Source organism: Serratia sp. PL7 (assembly GCF_945957435.1).
The window spans coordinates 1,022,669-1,047,289 of sequence record NZ_CAMFLB010000001.1 but is presented as its reverse complement, the minus strand read 5'-3'; the positions used below and the strand labels follow the sequence as shown (position 1 = coordinate 1,047,289).

Genomic DNA, 24,621 nt, shown 5'->3' with positions numbered 1-24,621 from the left:
CAATTATGACGCGCCGGAAATAAATTGTCTTTAAACGGTCAAAACAATTTATTGCCACTGCATCTCATTCGGCGAGGAAATACGCCATTGACGATTTATCACCCGCCACACAAACGCGATAAAGCCACGTTCAAACCCTCTGTTAGACTTTTTCCCATTACTGCGAAAGTGTGCTTTCGCGGCTTTGTGAGCAATGAAAAGGTAATGTCGATGATAACTACAGATGGTAATAACGCAGTCGCTTCCGTGGCCTATCGCACCAACGAAGTGATTGCCATCTACCCTATCACGCCAAGTTCCACCATGGCGGAGCAAGCAGACGCTTGGTCCGGCGATGGCCGGCAAAACATCTGGGGCGATACTCCGCGGGTGGTGGAAATGCAGTCTGAGGGCGGCGCGATCGCCACCGTGCACGGCGCCTTGCAAACCGGCGCACTGTCGACTTCGTTCACTTCATCGCAGGGTCTGCTGCTGATGATCCCGACGCTGTACAAACTGGCCGGAGAGCTGACGCCGTTCGTGCTGCACGTCGCCGCCCGCACCGTAGCCACACACGCGCTGTCGATCTTCGGCGACCATTCGGACGTGATGGCGGTGCGCCAAACCGGCTGCGCCATGCTGTGCGCCAGCAACGTGCAGGAGGCGCAGGACTTCGCGCTGATCTCACAGACCGCCACTCTCAACGCGCGCGTGCCGTTTATCCACTTCTTCGACGGGTTCCGCACCTCGCACGAAATCAACAAGATCGTGCCGCTCAGCGACGATACGCTGCGGCAAATGCTGCCGCAGGCGGCGATCGACGCTCACCGCAGCCGGGCGCTGTCGCCCGATCATCCGGTGGTGCGCGGCACTTCCGCCAACCCGGACACTTATTTCCAGTCGCGCGAAGCCACCAACCCGTGGTATGACGCCACCGGCCAACACGTGATCGACGCCATGGCGGCCTTCGCCGCCCTCACCGGCCGCCACTATCGGCCGTTCGACTACTACGGCCACCCGCAGGCCGAACGCGTGGTGGTGGTGATGGGTTCCGCCGCCGGCACCTGCGAAGAGGTAATCGACACCCTGTTGGCCCGCGGCGAGAAAGTCGGCGTGCTGAAAGTCCGGCTGTTCCGGCCGTTCTCCGCCAAATACCTGCTCGGCGCGCTGCCGGACAGCGTGCGCAACGTCGCGGTGCTCGATCGCACCAAAGAACCGGGCGCGCTGGCCGAACCGCTGTATCTGGACGTGATGACCGCGCTGGCGGAGGCCTACAGCCGGGGTGAGCGCGCCACGCTGCCGCGGGTGATCGGCGGCCGTTACGGCCTGTCGTCGAAAGAGTTCGGCCCGGACTGTGCGCTGGCGGTGTTTCGCGAGCTGGCCCAGCCGCAGCCGCGCCCGCGCTTTACCGTCGGCATCTTCGATGATGTCACCGGGCTTTCACTGCCGCTGAGCGACGAAATCCTGCCGCAGCGCGCCTCGCTGGAAGCGCTGTTCTACGGTTTGGGCAGCGACGGTTCGGTCTCGGCCACCAAGAACAACATCAAAATCATCGGCAACGCCACGCCGCTGTATGCGCAGGGCTATTTCGTCTACGACTCCAAAAAGGCCGGCGGCCTGACGGTGTCGCATCTGCGCGTCAGCGAGCAGCCGATCAACTCGGCCTATCTGGTCAGCCAGGCGGATTTCGTCGGCTGCCACCAGCTGCAGTTTATCGATAAGTATCAGATGGTTGAACGTCTCAAACCCGGCGGTACCTTCCTGCTCAATACCCCTTACGGCGCCGACGAGGTCTGGTCACGCTTGCCGCAGGAGGTACAGGCGCTGCTGCATCAACGCCAGGCGCGTTTCTATATCATCAACGCCGCCAAGCTGGCGCGCGAATGCCGGCTCGGCGCGCGCATCAACACCGTAATGCAGATGGCGTTCTTCCACCTGACGCAGATCCTGCCGAGCGACGTGGCGCTGCAACAGCTGCAGGATGCCATCGCGCGCAGCTACAGCAACAAGGGCCAGGAGATCGTCGAGCGCAACTGGCAGGCGCTGGGCGCCACCCGTGGCGCACTGATTGAAATTCCACTGCAGCCGGTCGACGACAGCAGCCCGATGCGCCCACCGGTGGTCTCGGACGCCGCGCCGGACTTCGTCAAAACCGTTACCGCCGCGATGCTGGCCGGGCTGGGCGATGCGCTGCCGGTTTCCGCCTTCCCGCCGGACGGCACCTGGCCGGTGGGCACCACCCAGTGGGAAAAGCGCAACATCGCCGAAGAGATCCCGGTCTGGCAGCCCGATCTGTGCACCCAGTGCAACCACTGCGTCGCCGCCTGCCCGCACTCCGCCATTCGCGCCAAAGTGGTTCAGCCGTCGGAGATGGAACACGCCCCCGCTTCCCTGCAGTCTCTGGATGTCAAATCACGCGATATGCGCGGCCAGAAATACGTACTGCAAGTGGCGCCGGAAGATTGCACCGGCTGTAACCTGTGCGTCGAGGTCTGCCCGGCGAAAGATCGCCAGAACCCAGAGATCAAGGCCATCAACATGGCTTCGCGCCTCGATAATCTGACGGCGGAAAAAGACAACTACGACTTCTTCCTGCAGCTGCCGGAAATCGATCCAGCGCAGCTGGAGCGCATCGACATTCGCACCTCGCAGCTGATCACGCCGCTGTTCGAATACTCCGGCGCCTGCTCCGGCTGCGGCGAAACGCCGTACATCAAGCTGCTGACCCAGCTCTATGGCGACCGTTTGCTGATCGCCAACGCCACCGGCTGTTCCTCGATCTACGGCGGCAATCTGCCGACCACGCCGTACACCACCAACGCCGAAGGGCGCGGGCCGGCGTGGGCCAACTCGCTGTTCGAAGACAACGCCGAATTCGGCCTGGGCTTCCGTCTGACGGTCGATCAACATCGCGCACGGGTGCTGCGCCTGCTGAATTCGCTGGCGCCGCAGCTGCCGGAGCAGTTGGTCAATGCCCTGCAGATGGAAGATGTGGCGCCGGAGCCGCGCCGTAAGCAAATCGCCGAATTGCGCACGCTGCTGGCGAGTATTGAAGGTGAAGACGCACGCCAGCTGGCGGCCGACGCCGATTACCTGGTCGATAAATCCATCTGGCTGATCGGCGGGGACGGCTGGGCCTACGACATCGGCTTCGGCGGGTTGGATCACGTCCTCAGCCTGACGGAGAACGTCAACGTGCTGGTGCTCGACACCCAATGCTACTCCAACACCGGCGGCCAGCAGTCGAAAGCCACGCCGCTCGGCGCGGTGACCAAGTTCGGCGAGCACGGCAAGCGCAAGGCGCGCAAGGATCTGGGCGTCAGCATGATGATGTACGGCCATGTCTACGTCGCGCAGATCTCGCTGGGGGCGCAGCTTAACCAAACGGTGAAAGCGATTCAGGAGGCCGAGGCCTATCCGGGCCCGTCGCTGATCATCGCCTACAGCCCGTGCGAAGAACACGGCTACGATCTGGCGCTCAGCCACGATCAGATGAAACAGCTGACCGCCACCGGCTTCTGGCCGCTGTACCGCTTCGATCCGCGCCGTAGCGCCGAGGGCAAGGCCGCGTTAGCGTTGGATTCGCGGCCGCCAAACAGCAACCTGTCGGAAACGCTGCTGAAAGAACAGCGTTTCCGACGCCTGAACGCGCAGCAGCCGGAGGTGGCCAGCGCGCTGTATCAGGCCGCCGAGAAAGAGCTGAAGGAGAAATACGATTTCCTCAGCCTGCTGGCCGGTAAGGCGGAAAAGTCCGCTGCTGAGTAACCTCCCTCAGGGCGCGAGCGATTCGCGCCCTGTTTTTCACATACCGTTTGAATCAGCGGTGGGCCTCAATGCTCAGGGGTTTCACACTTAGCGAGCCGCACTTTTTTCTTTTATCCATTGGGCCATGACGCGTGCTGAGAACGGCTTATCCGTTTTAATCTCCGCTAAAGCGCAAACCTTGTCTTTGAACGTGGCGCCCAGCGAGAATAATTTCCCGTCATAATAACAATAAAGTGCATCTCCCTTATCCTTGTCATCAAGATGCTCTTTTTGCTCGCGCGGTACCAGTACCACGGTTTCGGTCGGTTCGCTCAGACCAACAGGTATCGTGTCAAACGCCAGTGCGTTTTCTGCGTAGGCAAAAAACGATGCGTAAAATCCAACAACAGCGATTCCTTTCATGCTCTCAGTGCCTCTCGAAGTAAGTTCTGTCTGAGATGAGACCTGCACCGCGAAACAACGTTCCCTCAAGGCCTTCGTTCAAATGACGGCGAAGGCTTTTAAGGGAAACCGATAAAGCGGCGAGCTGAAAAACCTGCTGGTATTCATCGCTACAATCCGTACCATACAGACCTCGCGTCGGGTGCGTGGCGGCTGGATGATGAATAATGATCAAAATCGGCCGGTTGAATGGTAAACTCGCGGTCTACAACGCCATGCCCCTAGTGCCCCCTATTGAGAATGAGCACGATTTAAATGTCAGAAAAGCAATCCGTTAGCCAAAAAGAGCAGTACAACCTGAACAAATTGCAAAAGCGCCTGCGCCGCAACGTGGGCGAAGCGATCGCCGATTTCAATATGATTGAAGAAGGCGACCGCATCATGGTCTGCCTGTCCGGCGGTAAAGACAGCTACACCATGCTGGAGATCCTGCGTAACCTGCAGCAGAGCGCGCCGATCAACTTCTCGCTGATCGCGGTGAATCTCGATCAGAAACAGCCCGGCTTCCCTGAGCATATTTTGCCTGCCTACCTGGAAAGCCTGGGGGTGGAATACAAGATCGTCGAAGAGAACACCTACAGCATCGTCAAAGACAAGATCCCGGAAGGCAAAACCACCTGTTCACTGTGCTCGCGCCTGCGCCGCGGCATTCTGTACCGCACCGCCACCGAACTGGGTGCCACCAAGATCGCGCTGGGCCATCACCGTGACGACATTCTGCAGACGCTGTTCCTCAACATGTTCTACGGCGGCAAGATGAAAGGCATGCCGCCCAAACTGATGAGCGACGACGGCAAGCACGTGGTCATTCGCCCGCTGGCCTATTGCCGCGAGAAAGACATCGAGCGTTTCTCGATCGCCAAAGCGTTCCCGATCATTCCATGCAACCTGTGCGGCTCGCAGCCTAACCTGCAGCGCCAGGTGATCGGCGATATGCTGCGTGACTGGGACAAACGTTATCCTGGCCGGCTGGAAACCATGTTCAGCGCCATGCAAAACGTGGTGCCTTCGCACCTGAGCGATATCAATCTGTTCGATTTCAAGGGCATTCACCACGGGAGCGCCGTGGTAGACGGCGGCGATTTGGCCTTCGATCGCGAAGACATCCCGATGCAGCCGGTCGGCTGGCAGCCGGAAGACTCGGACGACGCGATACCTGCGCCAGAACGTTTGAACGTGCTGGAAATCAAATAAGCCCCCTCGCCGCTTGCCATCCTGCGAGCGGCGACATTTCCCTTTCTCGACGATCTCGATCCTGTTCACAGTTTGCGCAAAATTTACTGGGCAGTGCCGTTTTTACCCTATACTGTTTATTTATACAGCCATATGGAGATCGCGCAATGAATATTACCCCCTGCCTGTCCCACATCTCGCTGGGCTCCAACGATTTCGAGGCCGCCGCCGCCTTTTACGATCGTGCGCTGGCCGCCTTGGGATGCCGACGGGTGCTGGAGCATCCCGGCGCCATCGGTTACGGCCGCGACTACCCGGAGTTTTGGCTGCAGGTGCCGATCGACGGCCGCCCGGCCTCACCCGGCAACGGTACGCACGTCGGTTTTTTCGCCACCAGTAAGCAACAGGTGGATGAATTCCATCACCAGGCGCTGCTGGCCGGTGCCGTCGATGAAGGCGCGCCCGGTTCGCGGCCGCATTACGGTGAGGCTTACTACGGCTGCTTTGTCCGGGATTTGGATGGGCACAAGATTGAAGCCAGCTTCTGGGATGAAAGCGCGGCCTGAAGAAGAAGGGAAGCCGAATAAAAAAATGCCGGTGATTAAACCGGCATTGTACGAATCAAATGTGCTATGCAGTAATTCAAAAATAAGAAAGTAAGACAATTATGGAGCGCAACGCCCATCGCTTGACGTTGCATTCACCTGCGAGAGAGATCATGCCCCATTTCCCCCGGCTAAATGTTGATTTTGCTCAATGTTAACCGGGTTTTCGTCATTTTCACCTACAGCCAGCGGCTGCGCTTCAGCCACCAGGCGACGCCAAGCACCAACCCGACCAACATCAGGCAAAATGCCGCGAAACCGAAGGGGTTACCGCCGCCCGGTATGCCGCCAAGGTTGACGCCAAACAGCCCGGTCAGGAAGGTGGTAGGTAAAAAGACCATCGCTAACAATGACATGGTGTAAGTGCGGCGGTTCATCGCGTCGGCCATCACCGTGGTGATTTCGTCGGACAAGATAGCGGTGCGCGCGATGCTGCCGTCCAGATCGTCCAACCCGCGCCCCAGGCGATCGGCGATGTCCTGCATGCGGCGGCGATCGTCGTCGCTCATCCACGGCAGGCGGTCGCTGGCCAGCCGTGCGAAAACGTCACGCTGCGGCGCCATGTAACGGCGCAGCACGATAAGCTGTTTACGGATCAACGCCAGCTGACCACGCTCCGGCACCTGCTGTTCCAGCAAGGCGTCCTCCAGATCGATAATCTTGTCGTGCAGATCCTCAATGAATTCGCTGGTGTGATCGGTCAACGCATCGGAAATCTCCACCAGCCAGTTGCCGCTGTTGGTCGGCCCGGCGCCGCTTTGCAAATCGTTCACCACCTGATCGATGGAATACACCTTGCGGTGCCGCGTGGAGATAATCAGTTTATCGGTGATGTACACACGGATGGTGACCAACTGGTCCGGCCGTGAGTTGGCGTTGAAGTTGATGCTGCGCAGGGTGATCATGGTGCCTTCGCCCTGGCGGCTGACGCGTGGCCGAGAGCTTTCGCCGGAGAGCGCTTCGCGCACCGAGTCCGGCAGCAGCGGCGTGGTGCTCAGCCATTCGGCGCTGGCCGGGTGCGCGTAATCAAGATGCAGCCAGCACGGCGCGTCGCAGGTGATCTTGTCATCTTGCTCGATCGGCGTGACGCCGCCCTTGCCGTCCAGCTGGTAGGCGTAAACCGCATCGGCGATCTGCAGCTCGCTCCCCTCAATCACATCCATTCATTTATCCCCTCAGTCTTACTTATGTTGCTGAGTCTAGCCTTAACGCCTTGGAGATCAAAGGCCAAGCTGTAACGCCAGTTTTCACGCCAGGTGAAAAACGTGCTCTATACTTCTGGCCTTAGGGAACACATCGCAACGACAGGAAGCCCCCATGTTTGAGATCAGCGCCGCAGATATTCTCAAAGTCAGTTTGACCGTTATCACCCTGTTTATCGCCGTTGTTAAAACGCCATTTCGTATTCGGCGGGAAAACCATGACAAGCTGCTCAAGCTACTCGAATCCGTCGAGAAGCCCCACAGTGAGCGCATGCAGCTCTTACTGTTTAGGGATTACATCGGTAGCAAAACCGTCGGGCTGGCGGAGTTGCAGCAATTGCTGGCACTGCCGGACGGCGTAACGGCGCTGGAGCGCTACAGACCTACTGGCGGCCGACAGCAGATCCTGCGCACCACGTCCAAGGGTTTCGTTTTGCAACGACGCGCCGACAGTGCGTTAAAACGCTCGCTGCTTTCCTGTCGCTATCTGTTGAAATACCTGCTATTCGTCACTCTGTTGGTGCTAATGCCTGTGCTGGCGCAATGGGGCTTGCGGCAGCTTGGCGTGCTGGTTATCGCGCCGTCGCTGGTGTTTATGTCCGGTGCGCGCATCACCGACGGCTGGCAGCTGCTGTTCCCCGGCTTTATATTTATTATCATCATGCTCAGTCTGACATACTTAATCTTCAGGCAACTGGCGCTGGCGGGTAACCTCAGTTCGGAACGCGCCTTTTATCGCTACTATCAACGAGCGCGTGAGGAACAACGATGCCGGGAAGTCCTGAGACAACTGCGCACTGCGCTGCGCCGAACCTGACGAGGATGCGCCGCCTGCGCTACATCGCAATGGCCGCCCTGCTGCTGTTCGGCCAATCGGTTCGTGCAGAGCCGGTATTAGAACGCCTCGCCACGCCCTATCACGCGCCGACGGCGGCGGGTTCACTGCCTTATTTTGTCGCTCACGCTCACTCCCGCCAGCCGCGCACCGCACTGGTGGTGATGCACGGCCGCCCGCGCGATGTCGCCAAGACGTTGCAAGCGGCGATCGATGCCGCGCAGGAAGCGGGAGACAATGGCTTATTGGTCGCCCCGCTGTTCCAGGTGCCGGAGAAACTTGCCGTTCATTGCCATTCCGCCGGGCTCCCGTCACCGCAAGACGGCGATGCCCTGTGGCGCTGCGGCTCCTGGATCGCAGGCGATTTGGATAATAGCGGGAAAACCGGTTCGTTCAACGCCCTGGATAACCTGCTGGCCGATCTGAAACGGCGCTGGCCATCGCTGCAGTCGATAACCGTGGCCGGTTTTTCCGCCGGCGCCCAGTTCGTGCAGCACTATGTCGGCTTTGCCCATCCGCCAAACGGGGTGCGTCTGCGCTATGTGGTGGCCGATCCCGGCAGCTGGCTCTACTTTGAGAATCTGCGTCCTCAGCCCACAAGCTGGGGAAGCTGCGGCAGTGAAAAAACCTGTCGATTCCGTTGGCAAACGGTGAATGGCGGCCAGTGCCCACAGGCTAACCAGTGGAAATACGGTCTGGAAGCGCTTCCCGCTCATCTGCAACGCACCGCAGACACGGCACGCCGGCGTTACGCCGCCGCCGATATCACCTATCTGGCTGCCGCCGAGGATACCGGCACCGCGCCGGGCGCCTACTATCGGATACTCGACAAATCCTGCGCCGCCCAGCTGCAGGGCCCCTACCGGTTGCAGCGCGCCCTGGCCTATGCCGACTACGATCGGCGTTACCTGGCGCCGAAGAAGCCGCATCGGTTAACGATCGTTCCCGGCTGCGGGCACAACGTCGCCTGCGTCTTTCCCGCCCCGGCGGCCAGGCAGGCGCTTTTCCCGATTAATGCAGACTAATAATAACGGTAATGAAATAAACCATTGCCGATAAATCGGGCAATATCGCCGATAAAGCACTGGTAATGCCGTTATTATTATGACTTAACATATTGCTATCACTTTTAATTCAAAATGATAATAATAAATCAACATAAAGCTGTTTCAGCGCAAATTTTAGGGGCATATACTTTTCTCACTACGAGGAGGTAGTTATGTTACGCGACCATTTAAAAATAAACGCCAGCGATACGCTGGAAAAAATCAGCAATATCCATTTGCAAAACCAGGGGCAGGAAGAGATCAGTGAATTCGTGGTAAAAAACGCCGCTGGCCTGCAGATTGGCAAGGTCTCCGTCCACGATCGTTTCAGCACTCGCCGCTCTTATCCCACCAGCTATCGCATCACCCAAACCGACATGAGCGGCCGTGTGGTGGTGGATGCCATGCGGGACTGTCTATAAGCGTAACCGCTCTCTGAAATAGCAAAAAAATAATGTGATGATGGCAACCCTGTTTATTATTAAACGGGGTTTATCGCGTGGATAAATTAATTACCTTCTTCATTTAACCGTCAATAAAAATAAATCCCCCGCGTTATGCGGGGGTGAAAAATAAGCCCAATCAGTGTTTGATAATATACATCGTTTGGCTATAGGCCACGTCTTCCGGATTGGTGATCGGGTAGCCTTTTACCCACGGTTTGATCAGGCGGCCGTTGGTGTACTGGTAAATCGGCGCGATCGGTGCCTGATCGGCAATGATTTGCTCCATCTTGTTGTAATCGGCGGTCACCGCCGCCGGGTTGGTTTCCCGCCCCGCCTGCGCCAGCAGCTTGTCGTAGTCCGCGTTCTTGAACTTGGCAATGTTGCCGCTGTGGGTAGAGGTCAACAGCGACAGGAAGGTCGACGCCTCGTTATAGTCACCTACCCAGGAGGCGCGGATCACGTCGAAATTACCGGTATTACGGCTGTCGATATAGGTTTTCCACTCCTGGTTTTGCAGCTTGACGTCAATGCCGAGCTTTTTCTTCCACATTGAAGCCACGGCGATGGCGATCTTCTGGTGGCTTTCCGAGGTGTTATACAACAGCGTCAGCTTCAGCGGGTTGTTCGGGCCGTAACCGGCCGCCTGCAACAACGCCTTGGCCTGCGCATCCAGCTCCGCCTGCGATTGCTGTTGCAGCAAACTCGCCTCCGGTTTGAACCCGGCAGTCACGTCCGGCGTGAAGTGATAGGCCGGTTTTTCGCCGGTGCCCAGCACTTTTTCCGCGATAATCTTGCGATCGATGGCGTAGGACAAGGCCTGGCGCACCCGCACGTCGTTGGTCGGCGCGCGCTGGGTGTTGAACGCGTAGTAATAGGTGCCGAGCTGATCCGGCGTGTACACCTGCCCCGGAATATCTTTCAGCAGCTTCTGATACATGTTTTTCGGGAAGGATTCGGTGATGTCGATATCGCCCGCCAGGTAACGCTTGGTGGCGTTGGATTCCTGATTGATCGGCACGAAGGTCACTTTGGTCAGCACGGTTTGCGCATGATCCCAGTAATGATCGTTAGGCGTCAGCACCAGCTTCTCGTTCACCACCCGCTCTTGCAGTTTGAACGCGCCGTTGCCCACCAGATTGCCGACCTTGGTCCAGTCGTTGCCGTATTTTTCCACCACCGCCTTATTCACCGGGAACAGGCTGAAGTTAGCCGTCAGGCTGACGAAGTACGGCACCGGCTTGTCCAGCTGTACTTTAAGCGTATAGTCGTCCGGCGCCGACACGCCCAAGCGATCGGCCGGCAGTTTGCCGCTGATGATCTGCTCGGCGTTCTGGATCCCCGCTAACTGCGCGAACCAGGCGAACGGCGACAGGTTTTTCGGTTCGACCAGCCGCTGCCAGCTGTAGACGAAATCCTTCGCCGTGACAGGGTCACCGTTTGACCACCGCGCATCTTTGCGCAGATGGAAAATATAAGTCTGGTTATCGCTGGTCTGCCAGCGCGTGGCGACACCGGGGATCACTTTCCCATTGGCGTCCTGATTGACCAGCCCTTCGAACAGGTCGCGCGCCAGCTGGGCCTCCGGCAGGCCTACCGCTTTAATCGGATCGAGCGAGGCCGGTTCGTCTTTAATGTGGCGCACGATTTCCTGTTTGGCCGCCAACGCGGTGCCCGGGGGAACCTGCGCCGCCATAGCGCTGCTCATACAGGCGCCGATCGCCGCCGCGCAAAGCGCCAAACGAAAACCCCGTTGCATTTTTCTTCCCGTCATTATGATTTACCCCCGTTAACCATCTGAATTTTTTATCATATAGCACAAGATCCGTCCGGCCTAGCGCTCACGGCCGAGAAGTTGCAAAAAGTGCGATTCAGGCAATAAAAAACCCGTGCGGCGCAGGGCGGCACGGGCGGTGTTTGCAGCGGCGACCGTCAGTCGTACAGGTGGATGCTGTTGATGCGGTAGCTGAACTCTTCACCCTCTTCTTCATCGAACACGGTGAAAAAGCCTTTCTCGGCCAGCGGACGGGCCGAGATATCGGTTTTTTGCAGCTGGCGCGCGTCGGCGTCGTCGTAGCCGTAGTCGAGGTAGAAGACATCTTTTTGGTAATCGATATGCAGGGTGAACGGATAGTTCGATTCGTCCCCGCGCCCGTCGTCATTTTTCACCACGCCGAACCATTCCCCCTGACGGATCTGGTTTTCAGCATCCACGCCGCACAGCAGCGTGATGGTGTCATTTTCATTTTCGCTATAGCTGGCGATGATTCTGGCTACTGGCATGTTAAATCCTCTTGCGGGTGATTGGCTTAGCTCTGCCGTTAGTATAACAACAGCGTCAGGCCAGGTGCGGTTTAATTGGCGTTTTCACCGCCGCGGCGTCACAGATTGCGCAAACGTCGCACAATTGCGATGGGAAAGATGCCTCAAAGCGTAATACACTGAATAAAATGACAATGACTCTCGACCTTTAATCCAGGGACAACACCATGACCGAACATCGACCACGCAGTGAACGTGGCCAGTTGGCCATCGCAGGAGAGAACTACGGCAGCTCGCTGCTGGGCGCGCCGCTGCTCTATTTCCCGGCGGCGATCAGCGGCCCGGAGACCGGGCTTATCATCGCCGGCACCCACGGCGATGAGAGCGCCGCCATCGTGACCCTATCTTGCGCGCTGCGCAGCATCGCCCCCGAACAGTTGCGCCACCACGTGGTGCTGGCGGTCAACCCCGACGGCTGTCAGCTGGGGCTGCGCGCCAATGCCAACGGCGTCGATCTGAACCGCAACTTCCCGGCTGCCAACTGGCGCTCCGGCGACACCGTCTACCGCTGGAACAGCGCGGCGCCGGTGCGCGACGTCAAGCTCTCCACCGGTGGGCGCCCCGGTTCCGAACCGGAAACCCAGGCGCTGTGTCATCTGATCCATCGTCTGAAGCCGCACTGGGTGGTGTCGTTCCACGAACCGCTGGCCTGCATCGAAGATCCCGCCAGCTCGCGGCTCGGCGTTTGGCTGTCGCACAAGTTCGAACTGCCGCTGGTGACCAGCGTCGGCTATGAAACGCCCGGTTCGTTCGGCAGCTGGTGCGCAGATCTGTCGCTGCCGTGCATCACCGCCGAATTCCCGCCGATCTCCGCCGATGCCGCCAGCGAGCGCTACATCGACGCGATGACCGAGCTGCTGACCTACCCGAATTAATCCCTACGGGGCGATATCGACGATCGCCCCGCATTCGAACGCCAGACCCGGTTCGACGTCCCGCGCCAGCCAGGTCGGGCCGTCCAGATCGACGAAGCGCGCCGCCGGCGCCAGCGGCAAGGCGGCGGATATCGCCCGTGACGTGCACAACATGCAGCCGAGCATGATGGCGAACCCTTGTTCGCGCGCGGCCTGCGCCAGCGCCAACGCCTCAGTCAAGCCGCCGGTTTTGTCCAGTTTGATATTGACCATCTGATAGCGTTGCGCCAGCCGCGGCAGATCGGCACGGGTGTGGCAACTCTCATCGGCGCAGATCGGCAGCGGATGGATAAAGTGCTCCAACGCAGCGTCGTCACCGGCCGGCAGCGGCTGCTCCAGCATCGCCACGCCGAGATCGGCCAGCAGCTGGCAGCGCGCCACCAGCCCTTCCGCCTGCCAGGACTCATTGGCGTCGACGATCAGCGTCGCCTGCGGTACCGCGGCGCGGATCGCTACCAATCGTTCGCTGATATAGTGATCGTCGAGTTTGATCTTCAGCAGCGTGGCGCCCTGCTGCTCCAGTTCACGCGCGGCGAAGGCCATCGCTTCCGGCGTGCCGATGCTGACGGTCTGCGCCATACGGATATGCGCCGGGGCCGTCACACCGCTGCGCTGCCACAGGCTCTGCCCGTGCAGGCGGCACTCCAGATCCCACAGCGCCGAATCCAGCGCGTTGCGGGCGGCGCCCGCCGGCATCTGCACCAGCAGCTGTTCGCGGGTCATGCCTTGTGCGATCGCCGGCGCCATCTCTGCCAGCTGTGCCATCACCGATTCCTCGCTCTCGCCGTAACGCGGGTACGGCGTACATTCACCGGTGCCGCGCACGCCCTGCTGTTCGATTTCGACCACCACCACCCGGGCTTCGGTGCGGCTGCCGCGCGCAATCACGAAGGCAGTATGCAGCGGCCAGGCTTCCGGGTAAAAACGCATGTCTCTCATAACGGCTCCTGAGCGAAAACTGCGCATTCAGCCAGGCTGATGCGCCGGTGATGTTTTATAGAACAGCCTAATATATACAACTATTTAGCAAACTTTGATATCCAATCCGCCCCGGTTGTCATAAACTGGCGCCAGGGTGTGAACCTGATGTTAAATGCCGTTGCCGGCGCGCCGTTTCATCAGGTTCATACCCTTTGTATAAACACCTGTAAAAGGAATCTAGCAATGACTCAGACAGTACATTTTCAAGGCAATCCGGTCAGCGTAGCAGGCAAACTGCCACAGCAGGGCGAACAGGCCAAGGCCTTCTCGCTGGTTGCCAAAGACCTGTCAGACGTGGCGCTGAGCAGCTTCGCGGGTAAACGCAAAGTCCTGAACATCTTCCCAAGCATCGATACCGGCGTCTGCGCGACGTCGGTGCGTAAATTCAACCAGCTGGCCAGCGGCCTGGATAACACCGTGGTGCTGTGCATCTCCGCCGATCTGCCGTTCGCGCAGTCTCGCTTCTGCGGCGCGGAAGGCCTGAGCAACGTGGTTACCCTGTCTACCCTGCGCGGCGCCGAGTTCAAGCAGGCGTACGGCGTCGAAATCGCCGAAGGCCCGTTGGCAGGCCTGACCGCGCGTGCGGTCGTGGTGCTGGATGGCCAGGACAACGTGCTGTACAGCGAGCTGGTGAACGAAATCACCACCGAGCCTGACTACGACGCGGCGCTGGCTGCGCTGAAATAACAAAGCCGGCGTTCGCCGGCTTTGGATACCCATTAAAGGCGCCGCAAGGCGCCTTTCTTATTCTTCGCCCTCAGCGCCGCCTTTGCGGCTGCTCAGGCCATACTCGCGCAGCTTGTTGGCGATGGCGGTATGGGAAACGCCCAGCCGCTTCGCCAGCTTGCGGGTGCTGGGATAGGTGCGATACAGGCGCGTCAGCACCGAGCGCTCGAAACGCTTGCTGATGTCGTCCAGCGAACCGTCCAGCACCTCGTCGCCCAGCGACATCTCCACCTCAAACTCCGGCAACACGATATCCTGTGGCCGCAGTTCGTAGCCTTCGGTTTGCGTCAGCGCGCGGTAGATAGCGTTTTTCAGCTGACGCACGTTGCCCGGCCAGCCGTACTTGCTGAGGAAGCCGCCCAGATCGTTCGCCAGCTTGGGCCGCGCCACCCCCTGCTCATCGGCGAAGCGCGCCACGAACAGCTCGGTCAACGGCATGATGTCCTGCGGACGTTCGCGCAGCGGCGGGATGGTGATGGTCAGTACGTTGAGGCGATAATAGAGATCTTCGCGGAATTCGCCGCGCTGCACCAACTCGGTAAGGTTTTTCTGGGTGGCGCAGATCACGCGCACGTCGACGTGCACCTCATGCTCTTCGCCAACGCGGCGGAACGTGCCGTCGTTGAGGAAACGCAGCAGCTTGGTCTGCATACGCGGCGACATTTCGCCGATCTCATCCAGCAGCACCGAACCGCCGTTGGCCTGCTCGAAGAAGCCCTTCTTGCCTTCCAGCGCGTTGGGATAAGCGCCCGGCGCATGGCCGAACAGTTCGCTCTCCACCACGTCATCCGGCAGCGCGGCGCAGTTCAGCGCCAGGAACGGCTGTTTGCCACGCGGGCTGCGCAAATGGCAGGCGCGGGCCAGAATATCCTTGCCGGTACCGGTATCGCCGACGATCAGCAGCGGCGCATCGAGCATCGCCAGCTTGCGCGCCTGCTCCAGCACGTGACGCATCTTGGCGCTCACCGCCACGATGTGGTCGAATTCGGTATCGTCGTTCACCGACAGATTTTGCAACTGGCGGCCCATGCGCGCGGTGGACTTCAGCATCACCACCGCGCCGACCGCGGCCGCCTGCTGCTGTTCGTCTTCCAGATAGATGGGCGTGATGTCCATCAGGAAGTCCTGGCTGCGGATCACCACCCGCTCAGCGTGCGGCGCCGTATGCTCGCTCTCCAGCCAACGGCTGAAGTTATAGCCGCCGATCAGCGCCCCGGCGGTCTGGTTGCGGATCTTGTCTTCGTTCAGGCTGAACAGCGCCTGCGCCGCCGGGTTGGCCAGCTCGACCTTGCCCTTCATGTCGATAGAGAACACCGGTTCCGGCATCGATTCCAGCAGCGCACGCAGCGCGCGATGTTCGCGTTCGGAAGGCATAAAGCTGACGGTGCGCACGTCTGTCACGCCGGCGATGCGGCGGATCTCCGCCATCAGGGCGCGGAAAGTATCGAAATCCAGCTGGGAGAAATTGAGGTAAATGCGGCCGATGGGATCGATTTCGATGCCACGTAAGTCAATGCTGCGCGATACCAAAAGATCGAGTAATTCTCGAGTGAGACCGAGGCGGTCTTCGCAAAATACTTCCAAACGCATCAGTGTTGGCCTTATCTCTGCAGGTGCGGGGATCGTTGACGATGATGATACTCCCTCGCACCGGGCGGTAGAAGCGATCTGTCAGCAAAAGTTGACAGAACTCTGATTTATTGCCGTGGTTGCTGATTTTAAACGCAAGCGGATAACAGCATCGGCGTCATTTTAGCCTACAAACAGAGAGTTATCACAACCAGAATTAATTTTGCAGAGATTTATCACGCAATCACAGGGGGATCGACTGTCGTCAAGTCTCGATTACGTCCGGCGTCGGTGCCGTTGAGAAAACGGCGCTCCTGGGAGCGCCGTCGCGGGGTTATTTGGCCTTGCCGTCGCTCTTTTTCAGCGTGTCTTTCAACTGGCCGATCAGCTGGCTGCGGAAATCGCCAAGCTTCGGTTTTTCCCCTTCCAGCCACGGCAGCGGGCGACACAGCTCCATCGCCTTGATGCCCAACCGCGCGGTCAACAACCCCGCGCCGATGCCCTGCGCCGCGCGCGCCGATAGCCGCGCCGCCAGATCCTGCGACATCCAGTCCATGCCCACTTCACGCACCAGTTCAGAGGCGCCGGCGAAGGCGATGTTGAGCAGCACCAGGCGGAACAGACGAATGCGGCTGAAGTAACCCAGTTCGATGCCGTACAGCGCCGCGATGCGGTTAATCAAACGGATGTTGCGCCAGGCGATAAACGCCATGTCCACCAGCGCCAACGGGCTGACGGCAATCATCAGCGTCGATTCGGCGGCGGAGCGGCTGATTTCGCGCCGCGCCTGGTTGTCGAGCACTGGCTGTACCAGCTTGGCGTACAGCTCCACCACTTCACGGTCATTTTGGGTTTCATGCAGCGAGGCCTGCCAGCGCTGCAACGCCGGATGCCCCTGATCCAGCCCGGCCTGACGCGCCAGCTTCTCGCAGAATTCGCGCCCTTGCCCCAGCCCGTGGCTGTGCAACAGCTCGCGCGCCACGTCGCGCTCTTCTGCGCGCTGGCGCAGCCGATACAAACGCCGCCATTCGGTGACCACCGAACCGACGCCGGCGAACACGATCAGGCCGCCGGCCACGCCGCCGCCCATGGCGATCCAGTCCTGTTGCACCCAAGCGGTATGCACCCACTGCACGCCCTGCGCCACCACGCTGACGCCGAACAGCGCCAGCCCGGCAGTGACCATTTTGCGCCACAGGCTGCGTTTAGGTTTCAGCGCGGCGTTGATGATGCCTTCGGCGCGCCCTTCTTCCTCTTCCTGCTGCAGTTCCGGCGCCGCCGGGAAAAAGCTTTCTGCCTGTTCGGCATCGAAAGCGACGCCGGCGCGCAACGCTGGCTCCTGCGGCGGCTGCAGCGGCTCGTCAAAATCGATACGCGGTTTGATCGGCTCGCTCATCGCAATTTGTCTCCCAATAAAAACTCCATCACCGCATCCAGACGGATGTGCGGTAACGGGCTGTCCACGCTCATGGCGCGCGGACGAAACTCATCGAAGTGGAACCCCTGGTTCTGCCAGAACGCCGGTCCCGGCAGGCGGGCGGGCACTTCGCCGGGGAACACCGTCAGCGGCGCGCCGTCGCTCAGGCGGTTGCCCTTCAATGCCGGAATGCGTTGCCCCTGGTGATCGACGATGCCGCTCTCGGTCGCCTGCACCGAGGCCAGGCCGACGCAATCCATGCTAATGCCCTCGAACGCCGCGTTCTGCCACGCCTCTTGCACCAGCTGCTGCAGCAATGACACCAGATTGGCGTGCTGATCGGCGGTGATATGGTCCGCCTTGGTGGCGGCGAACATCAGTTTGTCGATGGTCGGCGAGAACAAGCGGCGAAACAGCGTGCGCTTGCCGTAATGGAAGCTCTGCATCAGTTGGGTCAGCGCCAGGCGCATGTCGTTGAACGCCTGCGGGCCGCTGTTGAGCGGCTGCAGGCAGTCAACCAGCACGATTTGCCGATCGAAACGAACGAAGTGTTCTTTGTAGAAGTTTTTGACGATCGACTGGCAGTAATAGTTGAAGCGAGCGCGCAACATGCCGATGTTGGTGTGTTTGTCGGCCTGCGCCAGCTTCGATTCGCCGATCGCGGCCACGTCGGGCCACGGGAAAAACTGCAGCGCCGGCGCGCCGGCCATGTCGCCCGGCAGCACGAAACGCCCCGGCTGAATGAAGTGCAGCCCTTCGCTTTTGCAGCGCAACAGATAATCGGTGTAGGCCTGGGCGATCGCCGCCAGCCGGTTTTCGTCGGCCGGGGCCAGCGGATCGCAGGCCTTGCACAGTTCAAGCCAGGGCTTGGCCCATTCGGCGCGTTCGCCCTGCAGCAGCCCGGTCATCTGGCGCGACCAGGCCAGGTAATCCTGTTCGAGCATCGGCAGATCCAGCAACCATTCGCCCGGATAATCGACGATCTCCAGGTACAGCGTGGAGGTGTCTTTGAAGTGCCGCAGCAGCGAATCGTTGGAGCGGTAACGCAGCGCCAGCCGGATTTCGCTGACGCCGCGCGTCGGCGTCGGCCAGGCCGGCGGCGTGCCGTACAGCTGCGCCAGCCCTTCGTCATAGGTGAAACGCTGGATGCCGAGATCGCGTTGCGGGATGCGTTTGACGCCCAGCAGGCGCTCTTCGCGCACCGGTGAAAACAGCGGCATGCGCGCGCCGCTGTGCACATGCAGCAGTTGGTTGACGAAGGCGGTGATAAAGGCGGTTTTGCCGCTGCGGCTCAGGCCGGTCACTGCCAGGCGCAGATGGCGATCCATTCCGCGGTTGACCAGCGAGGTTAACTCATTTTGCAGTCGTTTCATTGCTCTCCTTGACGTAACGCCCGAATGCCTTGTTCAGGCCTTTACGGAACAGCGGTTCCAGCACCAGCGCCAGCACGACGCGCACCGGTTTACGGCCGACGGTTTTCAGCAGCCAGCCGGCGGCGCCCGCCGGGCCATAGTTCAATAACGCTATGATGATGACTTTAGCCAATGTCTTCAACATTGCCGCCGCTCCTCGTTTAAATCCACCCGTTCTGGCGGTGTTTGCAACATCGATTTTATTCATGACAATGCCCTCCGGCACAAGAGATTAAGGTTACATTCAACGGGATAACGGCGGCGAAGATGCCCGGCCTGCGCAGGCCGGGTATCGCAAGAAGGGTTACAGCTTGCGGAAACGGCTCTGTACGCCGAAGGTATCGGACGTCACGTAGCGCTCGACCTGACGCAGCTGCTGCTCGCCGCTGCCCAACTCATACTCCAGCTGATCGAGCAGCTGGCGCGGCGTCTTCTGATGCTCGCCTTCGAAACGGCTGGCCGGCGCTTCATCCAACACGAACACCAGCGCGATATAGGCCACCAGCGTGAAGAAGAACAGCCCGAAGAACAGCGACAGCACCACCATCACGCGGATCAGTCGCACCGGTACGTCGAAATAGTGCGCCAAACCGGCGCAGACGCCTTTCACCATGCCTTCTTCGGGAACGCGATAAAGCTTTTTACTGCCCAGCGTCGTGCTCATCAGGACTGTCTCCAGTTCGGGTGTTCCGCATCGAGGATCTCTTCCAGCGCCTGAATGCGTTCACGCATGCGTTTGGCATCTTCCGCCAGCTGCGCCAGGCGCTGCATTTCTTGCTGACTCAGCTGTATGCCGGTCTGTTGCCGATTGCTGTAATGCAGCCAAAGCCAAATCGGCGCGACAAACAGCACGAAAATTGTCAGCGGAATGGCAAGTAATAAAGCACTCATTGTTGTTCCTTCTTATCGGATCCTGGATAGGCGGCCACCTCCGGCGTGTGGCCGCGGCTCGCCTTACTCGGAGCGGTTCATTTTGGCTTTCAGCGCCGCCAGCTGCTCACTGATGGCGTCGTCGGCTTTCAGCTCGGCAAACTCCTGGTCCAGCGACTTCTTTTTACCAATGCTGATGCTTTCCGCTTCGGCTTCCATATGGTCGATGCGACGTTCGAACTGTTCGAAACGCGCCATCGCCTCATCCAGCTTGCCGCTGTCGAGCTGGCGGCGCACGTCACGAGAAGAAGATGCGGCCTGATGACGCAGCGCCAACGCCTGCTGCCGCGCACGGGTTTCGGTCAGCTTGTTTTCCAGCTCGCCGATTTCGCTCTTCATGCGCGCCAGCGTTTCTTCTACGGTCGCCACTTCCTGCGTCAGCGTAGCGATCAGATCGGCCACTTTTTGTTTTTCGATCAGCGCCGCACGGGCCAAGTCTTCTTTATCTTTGCGCAGCGCCAGTTCGGCTTTTTCCTGCCAGTCACTGACCTGGTTTTCACCCTGCTCGATGCGACGCAGCAGCTGCTTTTTCTCCGCCAGCGCACGCGCCGACGTAGAGCGAACTTCAACCAGCGTGTCTTCCATCTCTTGGATCATCAACCGCACCAGCTTCTGCGGATCTTCCGCCTTGTCCAGCAGGGTGTTGATGTTGGCGTTCACGATGTCGGCAAAACGAGAAAAAATACCCATAATTCACTTCCTCTTGGTTCTGATGGCGTCTGAAGCGCCGCGTTAAGTCGTACAGCTTGCCCAAAGAGACAATCAAAACCCGTGCCAACTTTTATTTCATTGAAAAACAACAACTCTTTATTTTTGACTCTCTGCGCGCTTGCTGTAGAGTGATTATTTTCACCAAACATTGGCGAATTTCATCATGAACGAACAGCCAGAGAATTTGTTGGGCGAAGCAAACGCCTTTGTCGAAGTCTTGGAGCAAGTCTCCCAGGTGGCAAAGCTGAACAAGCCGGTGCTGGTGATCGGCGAACGCGGCACCGGCAAGGAGTTGATCGCCCACCGTCTGCACTACCTCTCCAACCGTTGGCAAGGGCCGTTCATCTCGCTTAACTGCGCGGCGCTGAATGAAAACCTGCTGGATTCCGAACTGTTCGGCCACGAGGCCGGCGCGTTTACCGGCGCCCAAAAGCGCCATCTGGGCCGCTTCGAACGCGCCGACGGCGGTACGCTGTTCCTCGATGAGCTGGCGACCGCACCGATGCTGGTGCAGGAGAAATTGCTGCGGGTGATCGAATACGGCCAGCTGGAACGCGTGGGCGGCAGCCAGCCGCTGCGGGTGGATGTGCGCCTGGTGTGCGCCACCAACGACGATCTGCCGGCGCTGGCGGCGGCGGGCAAATTCCGCGCCGATCTGCTAGATCGGCTGGCGTTCGACGTGGTGCAACTGCCGCCACTGCGCCAACGGCGGCCCGATATCATGCTGTTGGCCGAGCATTTCGCCATTCAAATGTGCCGCGAGCTGGCGCTGCCGCTGTTTCCCGGCTTTACCGAACGTGCCAGGCAAACGTTGCTCGAGTATGGCTGGCCGGGCAACGTGCGCGAACTGAAAAACGTGGTGGAGCGTTCAGTCTATCGTCACGGCGACAGCGACAGCCCGCTGGATGAGATCGTCATCAACCCGTTTGCGCCACGCGAGGCCACGCCGGTCGCGCCCATTCCTGAAGACGCCGGCGCGTTACCGCCGCTGCCGTTGGATTTGAAACTCTGGCAGCTGGAGCAGGAGAAGGCATTGATCGAAGCGGCGCTGCAGCAGGGGCGGTTCAATCAGCGCAAGGCGGCGCAGCTGCTGGGGCTCACCTATCATCAGCTGCGCGGTATGCTGAAAAAGCATGCGCTGCTGCAAAACGGCGAAGCGGACGAGGAATAACAGGCAAAAAAAAAAAAGCCAGCACCCGAGCTGGCTTAAAAAACACTGGAAGCAATGTGAGCAATGTCGTGCCTTCCACATCAGAGCCGCAAACTGTGGCCTTCCGTGAACTGCCAGGCGATGATAATAGTTATCAGTATCGTCTGTAAAGCACTTTGTTGAGAATTTTTCTCATCTCCACACGAAGATTGCGCAATTACCACTCAGGGAACGGGTCTGCCATGTCCAGCCAATAGTCCACGCCGGCGGCCATTTCATCGTCGCTCAACAGGCAGTCGTCCAGCAGACGCACGATCGTCGCCTGCTGTAAATGCTGGCCGATAAACACCAGCTCCTGGCGCATGTCGCCGAACGGTTCCACCCATTTCTCCTGAATATGCGCCCGCGTTTCGGGATCCTGTGGCCAGTTGTCTTGCGGGATGGCGCGCCAAAAGGTGCCCGCGAGGCCATAATGGGCGATGCCGCCCGCCTGGCTCCACTGCCCGGCCTGCCGCGGCCGCGTCGCCAGCCAGAAGAAGCCCTTCGACCGCAGCAGCTTGCCGCCTCCCCAGTCGCCGTTGATCACGCGGTAGAACTTGTCCGGCGCAAACGGCCGCCGCGCCTGATAGACAAAGCTACTGATGCCGTAGCTTTCCGTTTCCGGCACGTGTTCGCCGCGCAGCTCTTTCAGCCAGCCGGGTGCCTGCTGAGCCTTTTCAAAGCTGAAGCTGCCGGTATTCAGCACTACCTCCAGCGGCAGTTTGCCCGGCGCGATCGGCACAATGCGGGCGTCGGGGTTCAGGCTGGCCAGCAGCGCCATCACTTCGCCCTGCTGGGTTGGCGTCAATAGATCGGTTTTGCTGACCAGGATCACGTCGCAGAATTCGATCTGCTCAATCAACAGGTCCGCCACGCTGCGCAGATCGTCCTCGCCCAGGCTTTGACCGGCCTCCTGCAGGCTTTGCGCCTGCTGATATTGCTGGATGAAATTTACCCCGTCGACCACCGTCACCAGGGTATCCAGCCGGGCGAACTGCGACAGGCTTTCCCCTTCTTCATCCTCGAAAGTAAAGGTTTCCGCCACCGGCAGCGGTTCGGAGATGCCGCTCGATTCGATCAGCAGATAATCGAAGCGCCCGTCCTGCGCCAGCTCGCGCACCGACACCAGCAGGTCTTCGCGCAGCGTACAGCAGATGCAGCCGTTGCTCATCTCCACCAGCTTTTCCTGCTGGCGATCGAGGTGCACTTCATTCTCCACCAGCGCGGCGTCGATATTCACCTCGCTCATGTCGTTGACGATCACCGCCACGCGCATGCCCTGCCGGTTGTTCAGGATGTGGTTCAGCACCGTGGTCTTGCCGGCGCCGAGAAAGCCGGAAAGCACGGTCACGGGAAGTTGTTTCATGAGAGCCTCACTAAAATTCATTGCGTAATGCCTGGTAACCGCGCACCAGCTCGACGTTGGTGGCGGCCACTTCTTCCGAAAACTGCAGCGCGCCGCGGTCGACCTGGCGATAGCGCGACAGGTCGCTGTCCGGCCCCACGCGCTCGGTCGAGGGGATATAGCGGTTTTCCGGCAGCGTCACGCCATCCACCACCGCGTTATAACGCACCACGCAGCCGGACTGGATGTGGCAGTTGAACAGCACGCTGTTGAAACCGATAAACACCCGATCGTCGATGCGACACGGGCCGTGAACGATGGCGCGGTGGGCGATCGAGCTGTAACGGCCAATGGTGACCGCCGCCCCGCTCTTGGAATGGATCACCACACCGTCCTGAATATTGGAGTGCGAGCCGATGACGATAGGTTCCATGTCGCCGGCGGCGTTCAACTCGTCGGCGCGAATTACCGCATACGGCCCGACGTAGACGAAATCTTCGACGATCACCCGGCCGCAAATAATGGCGGTGGGATCGATGTAGGCCAGCGGCGAGACCTGCGGCAGATGGCCGCTGGGATTTTTACGCAGCATGGTGTTCTCCCCGCCAGCTCAGCTCCGCCACCGCATTGTGGGCATGCAGGCTCTCCTGATGCTCGACGCGCAGCGAAAAAGCGCGGTAGTCGCACTGGCTGCGCAGCATGCCATACAGACGGCGCGCCGCGTCCTCGCAAAACATCAGGTTCTGACCGTTGGCTAATGCGAAGGCCTGCTCGTCGCGGCGTTTCACCAGCGTTTGTACCGGCGTGCCCAGCGCGTGTTCGATGCGGTCAATCAGTTTCACCGGTTCGAACGCCCGTTCATTCTCGGGCGTCACGGTGATCCAGGCCCAGCTGCGTTGGCTGTGGGGCGTGGCCGGCATACCTTGCTCCAGCAGCCACTCGCTCACCTGGCGTTGGCTGACCCGCTCCGCCGCCTGTTCAAAATCAAACTGAAACTGTTGCTGCGCCAACTGACGGCTGAGCGCCGCCGAACTCGGGCAGGTAGAGGAGTAAGGCACGCCGACGGTCAGCGCCAGCGTCAGCGTGCCTGCCAGGGTGGCCTCGATGCGCAGCGGGTAAGCCTTCCAGCCACGCTGTGGCGACAGCAGCGCCGGACGTGACAGCAACAGCTCGCCGCCGATCGACAAGCTGGCGCGATCGCTGTGTTCTGGCTGCGAATCCAGAAAGGCCTGCAGCGTCCGGCCGATGCGCTGCGGCGTCAGCTCGCCCTGCGTCAATTCGTCCAGCGCCAGATACAGCCGCGACATGTGAATACCGCGTTCGCCCGCCGCTTCGGCGCGCAGGTTGATGCCGGCGTCGACCTTCGCCATCAATGGCTTGCCAGCCAGTTCCAGCGGCAGCGCGATCCCTTGCATCCCGACCCAATCGAGCCCGACATCACTCATTTCGCCGCGCCATGCCTGAGCGTCCGGCAGCGAACGGCGTGGTGGAAGTGCAACTTCGTTCATACATCCCCTTGCGTTATTGTGACTTTGCCGGGGAACGGTAACACGGTTTTGTTATATTATAACATAACATGAAAAACTTTTTTCTTGCCGCTGAACGGCCTGATTAAT

The 24,621-nt window shown here is 59.7% G+C and carries 24 protein-coding genes; 9 read left to right on the top strand and 15 right to left on the bottom strand.

The features are described 5' to 3' along the window. The first annotated feature begins 210 nt into the window (after nucleotides 1–210). The gene (nifJ, locus tag N6G83_RS04965; RefSeq protein WP_060433153.1) at nucleotides 211–3,744 is read left to right on the top strand and encodes a pyruvate:ferredoxin (flavodoxin) oxidoreductase; all 3,534 of its coding nucleotides are present in this window, start codon (nucleotides 211–213) and stop codon (nucleotides 3,742–3,744) included. A gap of 87 nt (nucleotides 3,745–3,831) precedes the next feature. On the opposite strand, the gene N6G83_RS04960 is transcribed toward nifJ, so the two are convergent. Next, a complete protein-coding gene (locus tag N6G83_RS04960; protein WP_060447733.1) occupies nucleotides 3,832–4,146 on the bottom strand; it encodes a hypothetical protein in 315 nt (104 codons plus the stop codon). Nucleotides 4,147–4,440: 294 nt separating this feature from the next. On the opposite strand from N6G83_RS04960, the gene ttcA reads away from it, so the two are divergent. Both ttcA and N6G83_RS04950 read left to right on the top strand, forming a co-directional pair. Then, nucleotides 4,441–5,379, top strand: coding sequence for a tRNA 2-thiocytidine(32) synthetase TtcA (ttcA, locus tag N6G83_RS04955; RefSeq protein ID WP_025302988.1), 939 nt, complete (start codon nucleotides 4,441–4,443; stop codon nucleotides 5,377–5,379). 146 nt (nucleotides 5,380–5,525) lie between these two features. Then, nucleotides 5,526–5,924, top strand: a complete 399-nt coding sequence (locus N6G83_RS04950) for a VOC family protein (RefSeq protein WP_049207468.1) — start codon at nucleotides 5,526–5,528, stop codon at nucleotides 5,922–5,924. 218 nt (nucleotides 5,925–6,142) lie between these two features. Here N6G83_RS04950 and zntB read toward each other — a convergent pair whose 3' ends face one another. Further along, nucleotides 6,143–7,126, bottom strand: a complete 984-nt coding sequence (gene zntB, locus N6G83_RS04945) for a zinc transporter ZntB (protein WP_025302990.1) — start codon at nucleotides 7,124–7,126, stop codon at nucleotides 6,143–6,145. Nucleotides 7,127–7,280: 154 nt separating this feature from the next. Between zntB and N6G83_RS04940 the strand changes: the two genes are divergently transcribed. The 3 genes from N6G83_RS04940 to N6G83_RS04930 all read left to right on the top strand — a co-directional run bounded on the left by N6G83_RS04940 (nucleotide 7,281) and on the right by N6G83_RS04930 (nucleotide 9,468). Beyond that, nucleotides 7,281–7,982 (top strand): hypothetical protein, encoded by a 702-nt coding sequence (locus tag N6G83_RS04940; protein ID WP_043143631.1) that lies wholly within the window; start codon nucleotides 7,281–7,283, stop codon nucleotides 7,980–7,982. Continuing rightward, entirely contained in the window at nucleotides 7,934–9,025 is a 1,092-nt protein-coding gene (locus N6G83_RS04935; protein ID WP_141998188.1) for a hypothetical protein, read from the top strand. Before N6G83_RS04940 ends, N6G83_RS04935 begins: the two co-directional genes overlap by 49 nt. A gap of 194 nt (nucleotides 9,026–9,219) precedes the next feature. Then, nucleotides 9,220–9,468 (top strand): hypothetical protein, encoded by a 249-nt coding sequence (locus N6G83_RS04930; RefSeq protein ID WP_004930507.1) that lies wholly within the window; start codon nucleotides 9,220–9,222, stop codon nucleotides 9,466–9,468. A gap of 160 nt (nucleotides 9,469–9,628) precedes the next feature. Here the strand turns inward: N6G83_RS04930 and N6G83_RS04925 are convergent, their stop codons facing one another. After that, on the bottom strand, nucleotides 9,629–11,263 hold the full coding sequence (locus N6G83_RS04925; protein WP_049205471.1) for an ABC transporter substrate-binding protein: 1,635 nt from the start codon (nucleotides 11,261–11,263) through the stop codon (nucleotides 9,629–9,631). A 158-nt stretch (nucleotides 11,264–11,421) separates the two neighbouring features. Continuing rightward, the gene (locus tag N6G83_RS04920; RefSeq protein ID WP_025302994.1) at nucleotides 11,422–11,772 is read right to left on the bottom strand and encodes a hypothetical protein; all 351 of its coding nucleotides are present in this window, start codon (nucleotides 11,770–11,772) and stop codon (nucleotides 11,422–11,424) included. Between the two features lie 206 nt (nucleotides 11,773–11,978). Here N6G83_RS04920 and mpaA point away from each other — a divergent pair, with 206 nt between their 5' ends. Beyond that, on the top strand, nucleotides 11,979–12,686 hold the full coding sequence (mpaA, locus tag N6G83_RS04915) for a murein tripeptide amidase MpaA (protein ID WP_049205472.1): 708 nt from the start codon (nucleotides 11,979–11,981) through the stop codon (nucleotides 12,684–12,686). A gap of 3 nt (nucleotides 12,687–12,689) precedes the next feature. Here the strand turns inward: mpaA and ycjG are convergent, their stop codons facing one another. Next, nucleotides 12,690–13,664 carry an L-Ala-D/L-Glu epimerase gene (gene ycjG / locus N6G83_RS04910; protein ID WP_049207462.1) on the bottom strand — a complete coding sequence of 325 codons (975 nt, stop codon included), beginning with the start codon at nucleotides 13,662–13,664 and terminating at the stop codon, nucleotides 12,690–12,692. Between the two features lie 225 nt (nucleotides 13,665–13,889). Here ycjG and tpx point away from each other — a divergent pair, with 225 nt between their 5' ends. Next, nucleotides 13,890–14,393 carry a thiol peroxidase gene (gene tpx, locus N6G83_RS04905; protein ID WP_004930536.1) on the top strand — a complete coding sequence of 168 codons (504 nt, stop codon included), beginning with the start codon at nucleotides 13,890–13,892 and terminating at the stop codon, nucleotides 14,391–14,393. A gap of 57 nt (nucleotides 14,394–14,450) precedes the next feature. Here tpx and tyrR read toward each other — a convergent pair whose 3' ends face one another. The 7 genes from tyrR to pspA form a co-directional block, all read right to left on the bottom strand. Continuing rightward, on the bottom strand, nucleotides 14,451–16,022 hold the full coding sequence (gene tyrR, locus N6G83_RS04900; protein WP_025302997.1) for a transcriptional regulator TyrR: 1,572 nt from the start codon (nucleotides 16,020–16,022) through the stop codon (nucleotides 14,451–14,453). Nucleotides 16,023–16,335: 313 nt separating this feature from the next. Next, nucleotides 16,336–17,397, bottom strand: a complete 1,062-nt coding sequence (locus tag N6G83_RS04895) for a YcjF family protein (RefSeq protein ID WP_004930545.1) — start codon at nucleotides 17,395–17,397, stop codon at nucleotides 16,336–16,338. Continuing rightward, entirely contained in the window at nucleotides 17,394–18,791 is a 1,398-nt protein-coding gene (locus N6G83_RS04890; protein WP_025302998.1) for a YcjX family protein, read from the bottom strand. The genes N6G83_RS04895 and N6G83_RS04890 overlap by 4 nt, the downstream gene beginning before the upstream one ends. Next, nucleotides 18,772–19,038 carry a phage shock protein PspD gene (gene pspD, locus N6G83_RS04885; protein ID WP_025302999.1) on the bottom strand — a complete coding sequence of 89 codons (267 nt, stop codon included), beginning with the start codon at nucleotides 19,036–19,038 and terminating at the stop codon, nucleotides 18,772–18,774. The genes N6G83_RS04890 and pspD overlap by 20 nt, the downstream gene beginning before the upstream one ends. A 96-nt stretch (nucleotides 19,039–19,134) precedes the next feature. Further along, nucleotides 19,135–19,494, bottom strand: a complete 360-nt coding sequence (gene pspC / locus N6G83_RS04880) for an envelope stress response membrane protein PspC (RefSeq protein WP_004930552.1) — start codon at nucleotides 19,492–19,494, stop codon at nucleotides 19,135–19,137. Next, nucleotides 19,494–19,721 (bottom strand): envelope stress response membrane protein PspB, encoded by a 228-nt coding sequence (gene pspB, locus N6G83_RS04875; protein WP_004930553.1) that lies wholly within the window; start codon nucleotides 19,719–19,721, stop codon nucleotides 19,494–19,496. Before pspB ends, pspC begins: the two co-directional genes overlap by 1 nt. 63 nt (nucleotides 19,722–19,784) lie before the next feature. Next, complete coding sequence (pspA, locus tag N6G83_RS04870) at nucleotides 19,785–20,450, bottom strand: phage shock protein PspA (protein ID WP_025303000.1); 666 nt, start codon at nucleotides 20,448–20,450, stop codon at nucleotides 19,785–19,787. A gap of 184 nt (nucleotides 20,451–20,634) precedes the next feature. On the opposite strand from pspA, the gene pspF reads away from it, so the two are divergent. Further along, the gene (gene pspF / locus N6G83_RS04865) at nucleotides 20,635–21,642 is read left to right on the top strand and encodes a phage shock protein operon transcriptional activator (RefSeq protein WP_025303001.1); all 1,008 of its coding nucleotides are present in this window, start codon (nucleotides 20,635–20,637) and stop codon (nucleotides 21,640–21,642) included. 196 nt (nucleotides 21,643–21,838) lie between these two features. On the opposite strand, the gene zigA is transcribed toward pspF, so the two are convergent. From zigA to folE2, 3 genes are read right to left on the bottom strand one after another with little or no spacing between them, the layout of a single operon-like run. Further along, complete coding sequence (gene zigA, locus N6G83_RS04860) at nucleotides 21,839–23,026, bottom strand: zinc metallochaperone GTPase ZigA (RefSeq protein WP_025303002.1); 1,188 nt, start codon at nucleotides 23,024–23,026, stop codon at nucleotides 21,839–21,841. 10 nt (nucleotides 23,027–23,036) lie between these two features. Next, a complete protein-coding gene (locus tag N6G83_RS04855) occupies nucleotides 23,037–23,597 on the bottom strand; it encodes a carbonate dehydratase (RefSeq protein WP_025303003.1) in 561 nt (186 codons plus the stop codon). Beyond that, nucleotides 23,587–24,513, bottom strand: coding sequence for a GTP cyclohydrolase FolE2 (gene folE2, locus N6G83_RS04850; protein ID WP_025303004.1), 927 nt, complete (start codon nucleotides 24,511–24,513; stop codon nucleotides 23,587–23,589). Before folE2 ends, N6G83_RS04855 begins: the two co-directional genes overlap by 11 nt. Between the last annotated feature and the right edge of the window lie 108 nt (nucleotides 24,514–24,621).

Bases quoted from the DNA above. Each gene is read 5' to 3' on its own strand.
- nifJ (WP_060433153.1), top strand. From the start codon at position 211: ATGATAACTACAGATGGTAATAACGCAGTCGCTTCCGTGGCCTATCGC.
- N6G83_RS04960 (WP_060447733.1), bottom strand. From the start codon at position 4,146: ATGAAAGGAATCGCTGTTGTTGGATTTTACGCATCGTTTTTTGCCTAC.
- ttcA (WP_025302988.1), top strand. From the start codon at position 4,441: ATGTCAGAAAAGCAATCCGTTAGCCAAAAAGAGCAGTACAACCTGAAC.
- N6G83_RS04950 (WP_049207468.1), top strand. From the start codon at position 5,526: ATGAATATTACCCCCTGCCTGTCCCACATCTCGCTGGGCTCCAACGAT.
- zntB (WP_025302990.1), bottom strand. From the start codon at position 7,126: ATGGATGTGATTGAGGGGAGCGAGCTGCAGATCGCCGATGCGGTTTAC.
- N6G83_RS04940 (WP_043143631.1), top strand. From the start codon at position 7,281: ATGTTTGAGATCAGCGCCGCAGATATTCTCAAAGTCAGTTTGACCGTT.
- N6G83_RS04935 (WP_141998188.1), top strand. From the start codon at position 7,934: ATGCCGGGAAGTCCTGAGACAACTGCGCACTGCGCTGCGCCGAACCTG.
- N6G83_RS04930 (WP_004930507.1), top strand. From the start codon at position 9,220: ATGTTACGCGACCATTTAAAAATAAACGCCAGCGATACGCTGGAAAAA.
- N6G83_RS04925 (WP_049205471.1), bottom strand. From the start codon at position 11,263: ATGACGGGAAGAAAAATGCAACGGGGTTTTCGTTTGGCGCTTTGCGCG.
- N6G83_RS04920 (WP_025302994.1), bottom strand. From the start codon at position 11,772: ATGCCAGTAGCCAGAATCATCGCCAGCTATAGCGAAAATGAAAATGAC.
- mpaA (WP_049205472.1), top strand. From the start codon at position 11,979: ATGACCGAACATCGACCACGCAGTGAACGTGGCCAGTTGGCCATCGCA.
- ycjG (WP_049207462.1), bottom strand. From the start codon at position 13,664: ATGAGAGACATGCGTTTTTACCCGGAAGCCTGGCCGCTGCATACTGCC.
- tpx (WP_004930536.1), top strand. From the start codon at position 13,890: ATGACTCAGACAGTACATTTTCAAGGCAATCCGGTCAGCGTAGCAGGC.
- tyrR (WP_025302997.1), bottom strand. From the start codon at position 16,022: ATGCGTTTGGAAGTATTTTGCGAAGACCGCCTCGGTCTCACTCGAGAA.
- N6G83_RS04895 (WP_004930545.1), bottom strand. From the start codon at position 17,397: ATGAGCGAGCCGATCAAACCGCGTATCGATTTTGACGAGCCGCTGCAG.
- N6G83_RS04890 (WP_025302998.1), bottom strand. From the start codon at position 18,791: ATGAAACGACTGCAAAATGAGTTAACCTCGCTGGTCAACCGCGGAATG.
- pspD (WP_025302999.1), bottom strand. From the start codon at position 19,038: ATGAATAAAATCGATGTTGCAAACACCGCCAGAACGGGTGGATTTAAA.
- pspC (WP_004930552.1), bottom strand. From the start codon at position 19,494: ATGAGCACGACGCTGGGCAGTAAAAAGCTTTATCGCGTTCCCGAAGAA.
- pspB (WP_004930553.1), bottom strand. From the start codon at position 19,721: ATGAGTGCTTTATTACTTGCCATTCCGCTGACAATTTTCGTGCTGTTT.
- pspA (WP_025303000.1), bottom strand. From the start codon at position 20,450: ATGGGTATTTTTTCTCGTTTTGCCGACATCGTGAACGCCAACATCAAC.
- pspF (WP_025303001.1), top strand. From the start codon at position 20,635: ATGAACGAACAGCCAGAGAATTTGTTGGGCGAAGCAAACGCCTTTGTC.
- zigA (WP_025303002.1), bottom strand. From the start codon at position 23,026: ATGAAACAACTTCCCGTGACCGTGCTTTCCGGCTTTCTCGGCGCCGGC.
- N6G83_RS04855 (WP_025303003.1), bottom strand. From the start codon at position 23,597: ATGCTGCGTAAAAATCCCAGCGGCCATCTGCCGCAGGTCTCGCCGCTG.
- folE2 (WP_025303004.1), bottom strand. From the start codon at position 24,513: ATGAACGAAGTTGCACTTCCACCACGCCGTTCGCTGCCGGACGCTCAG.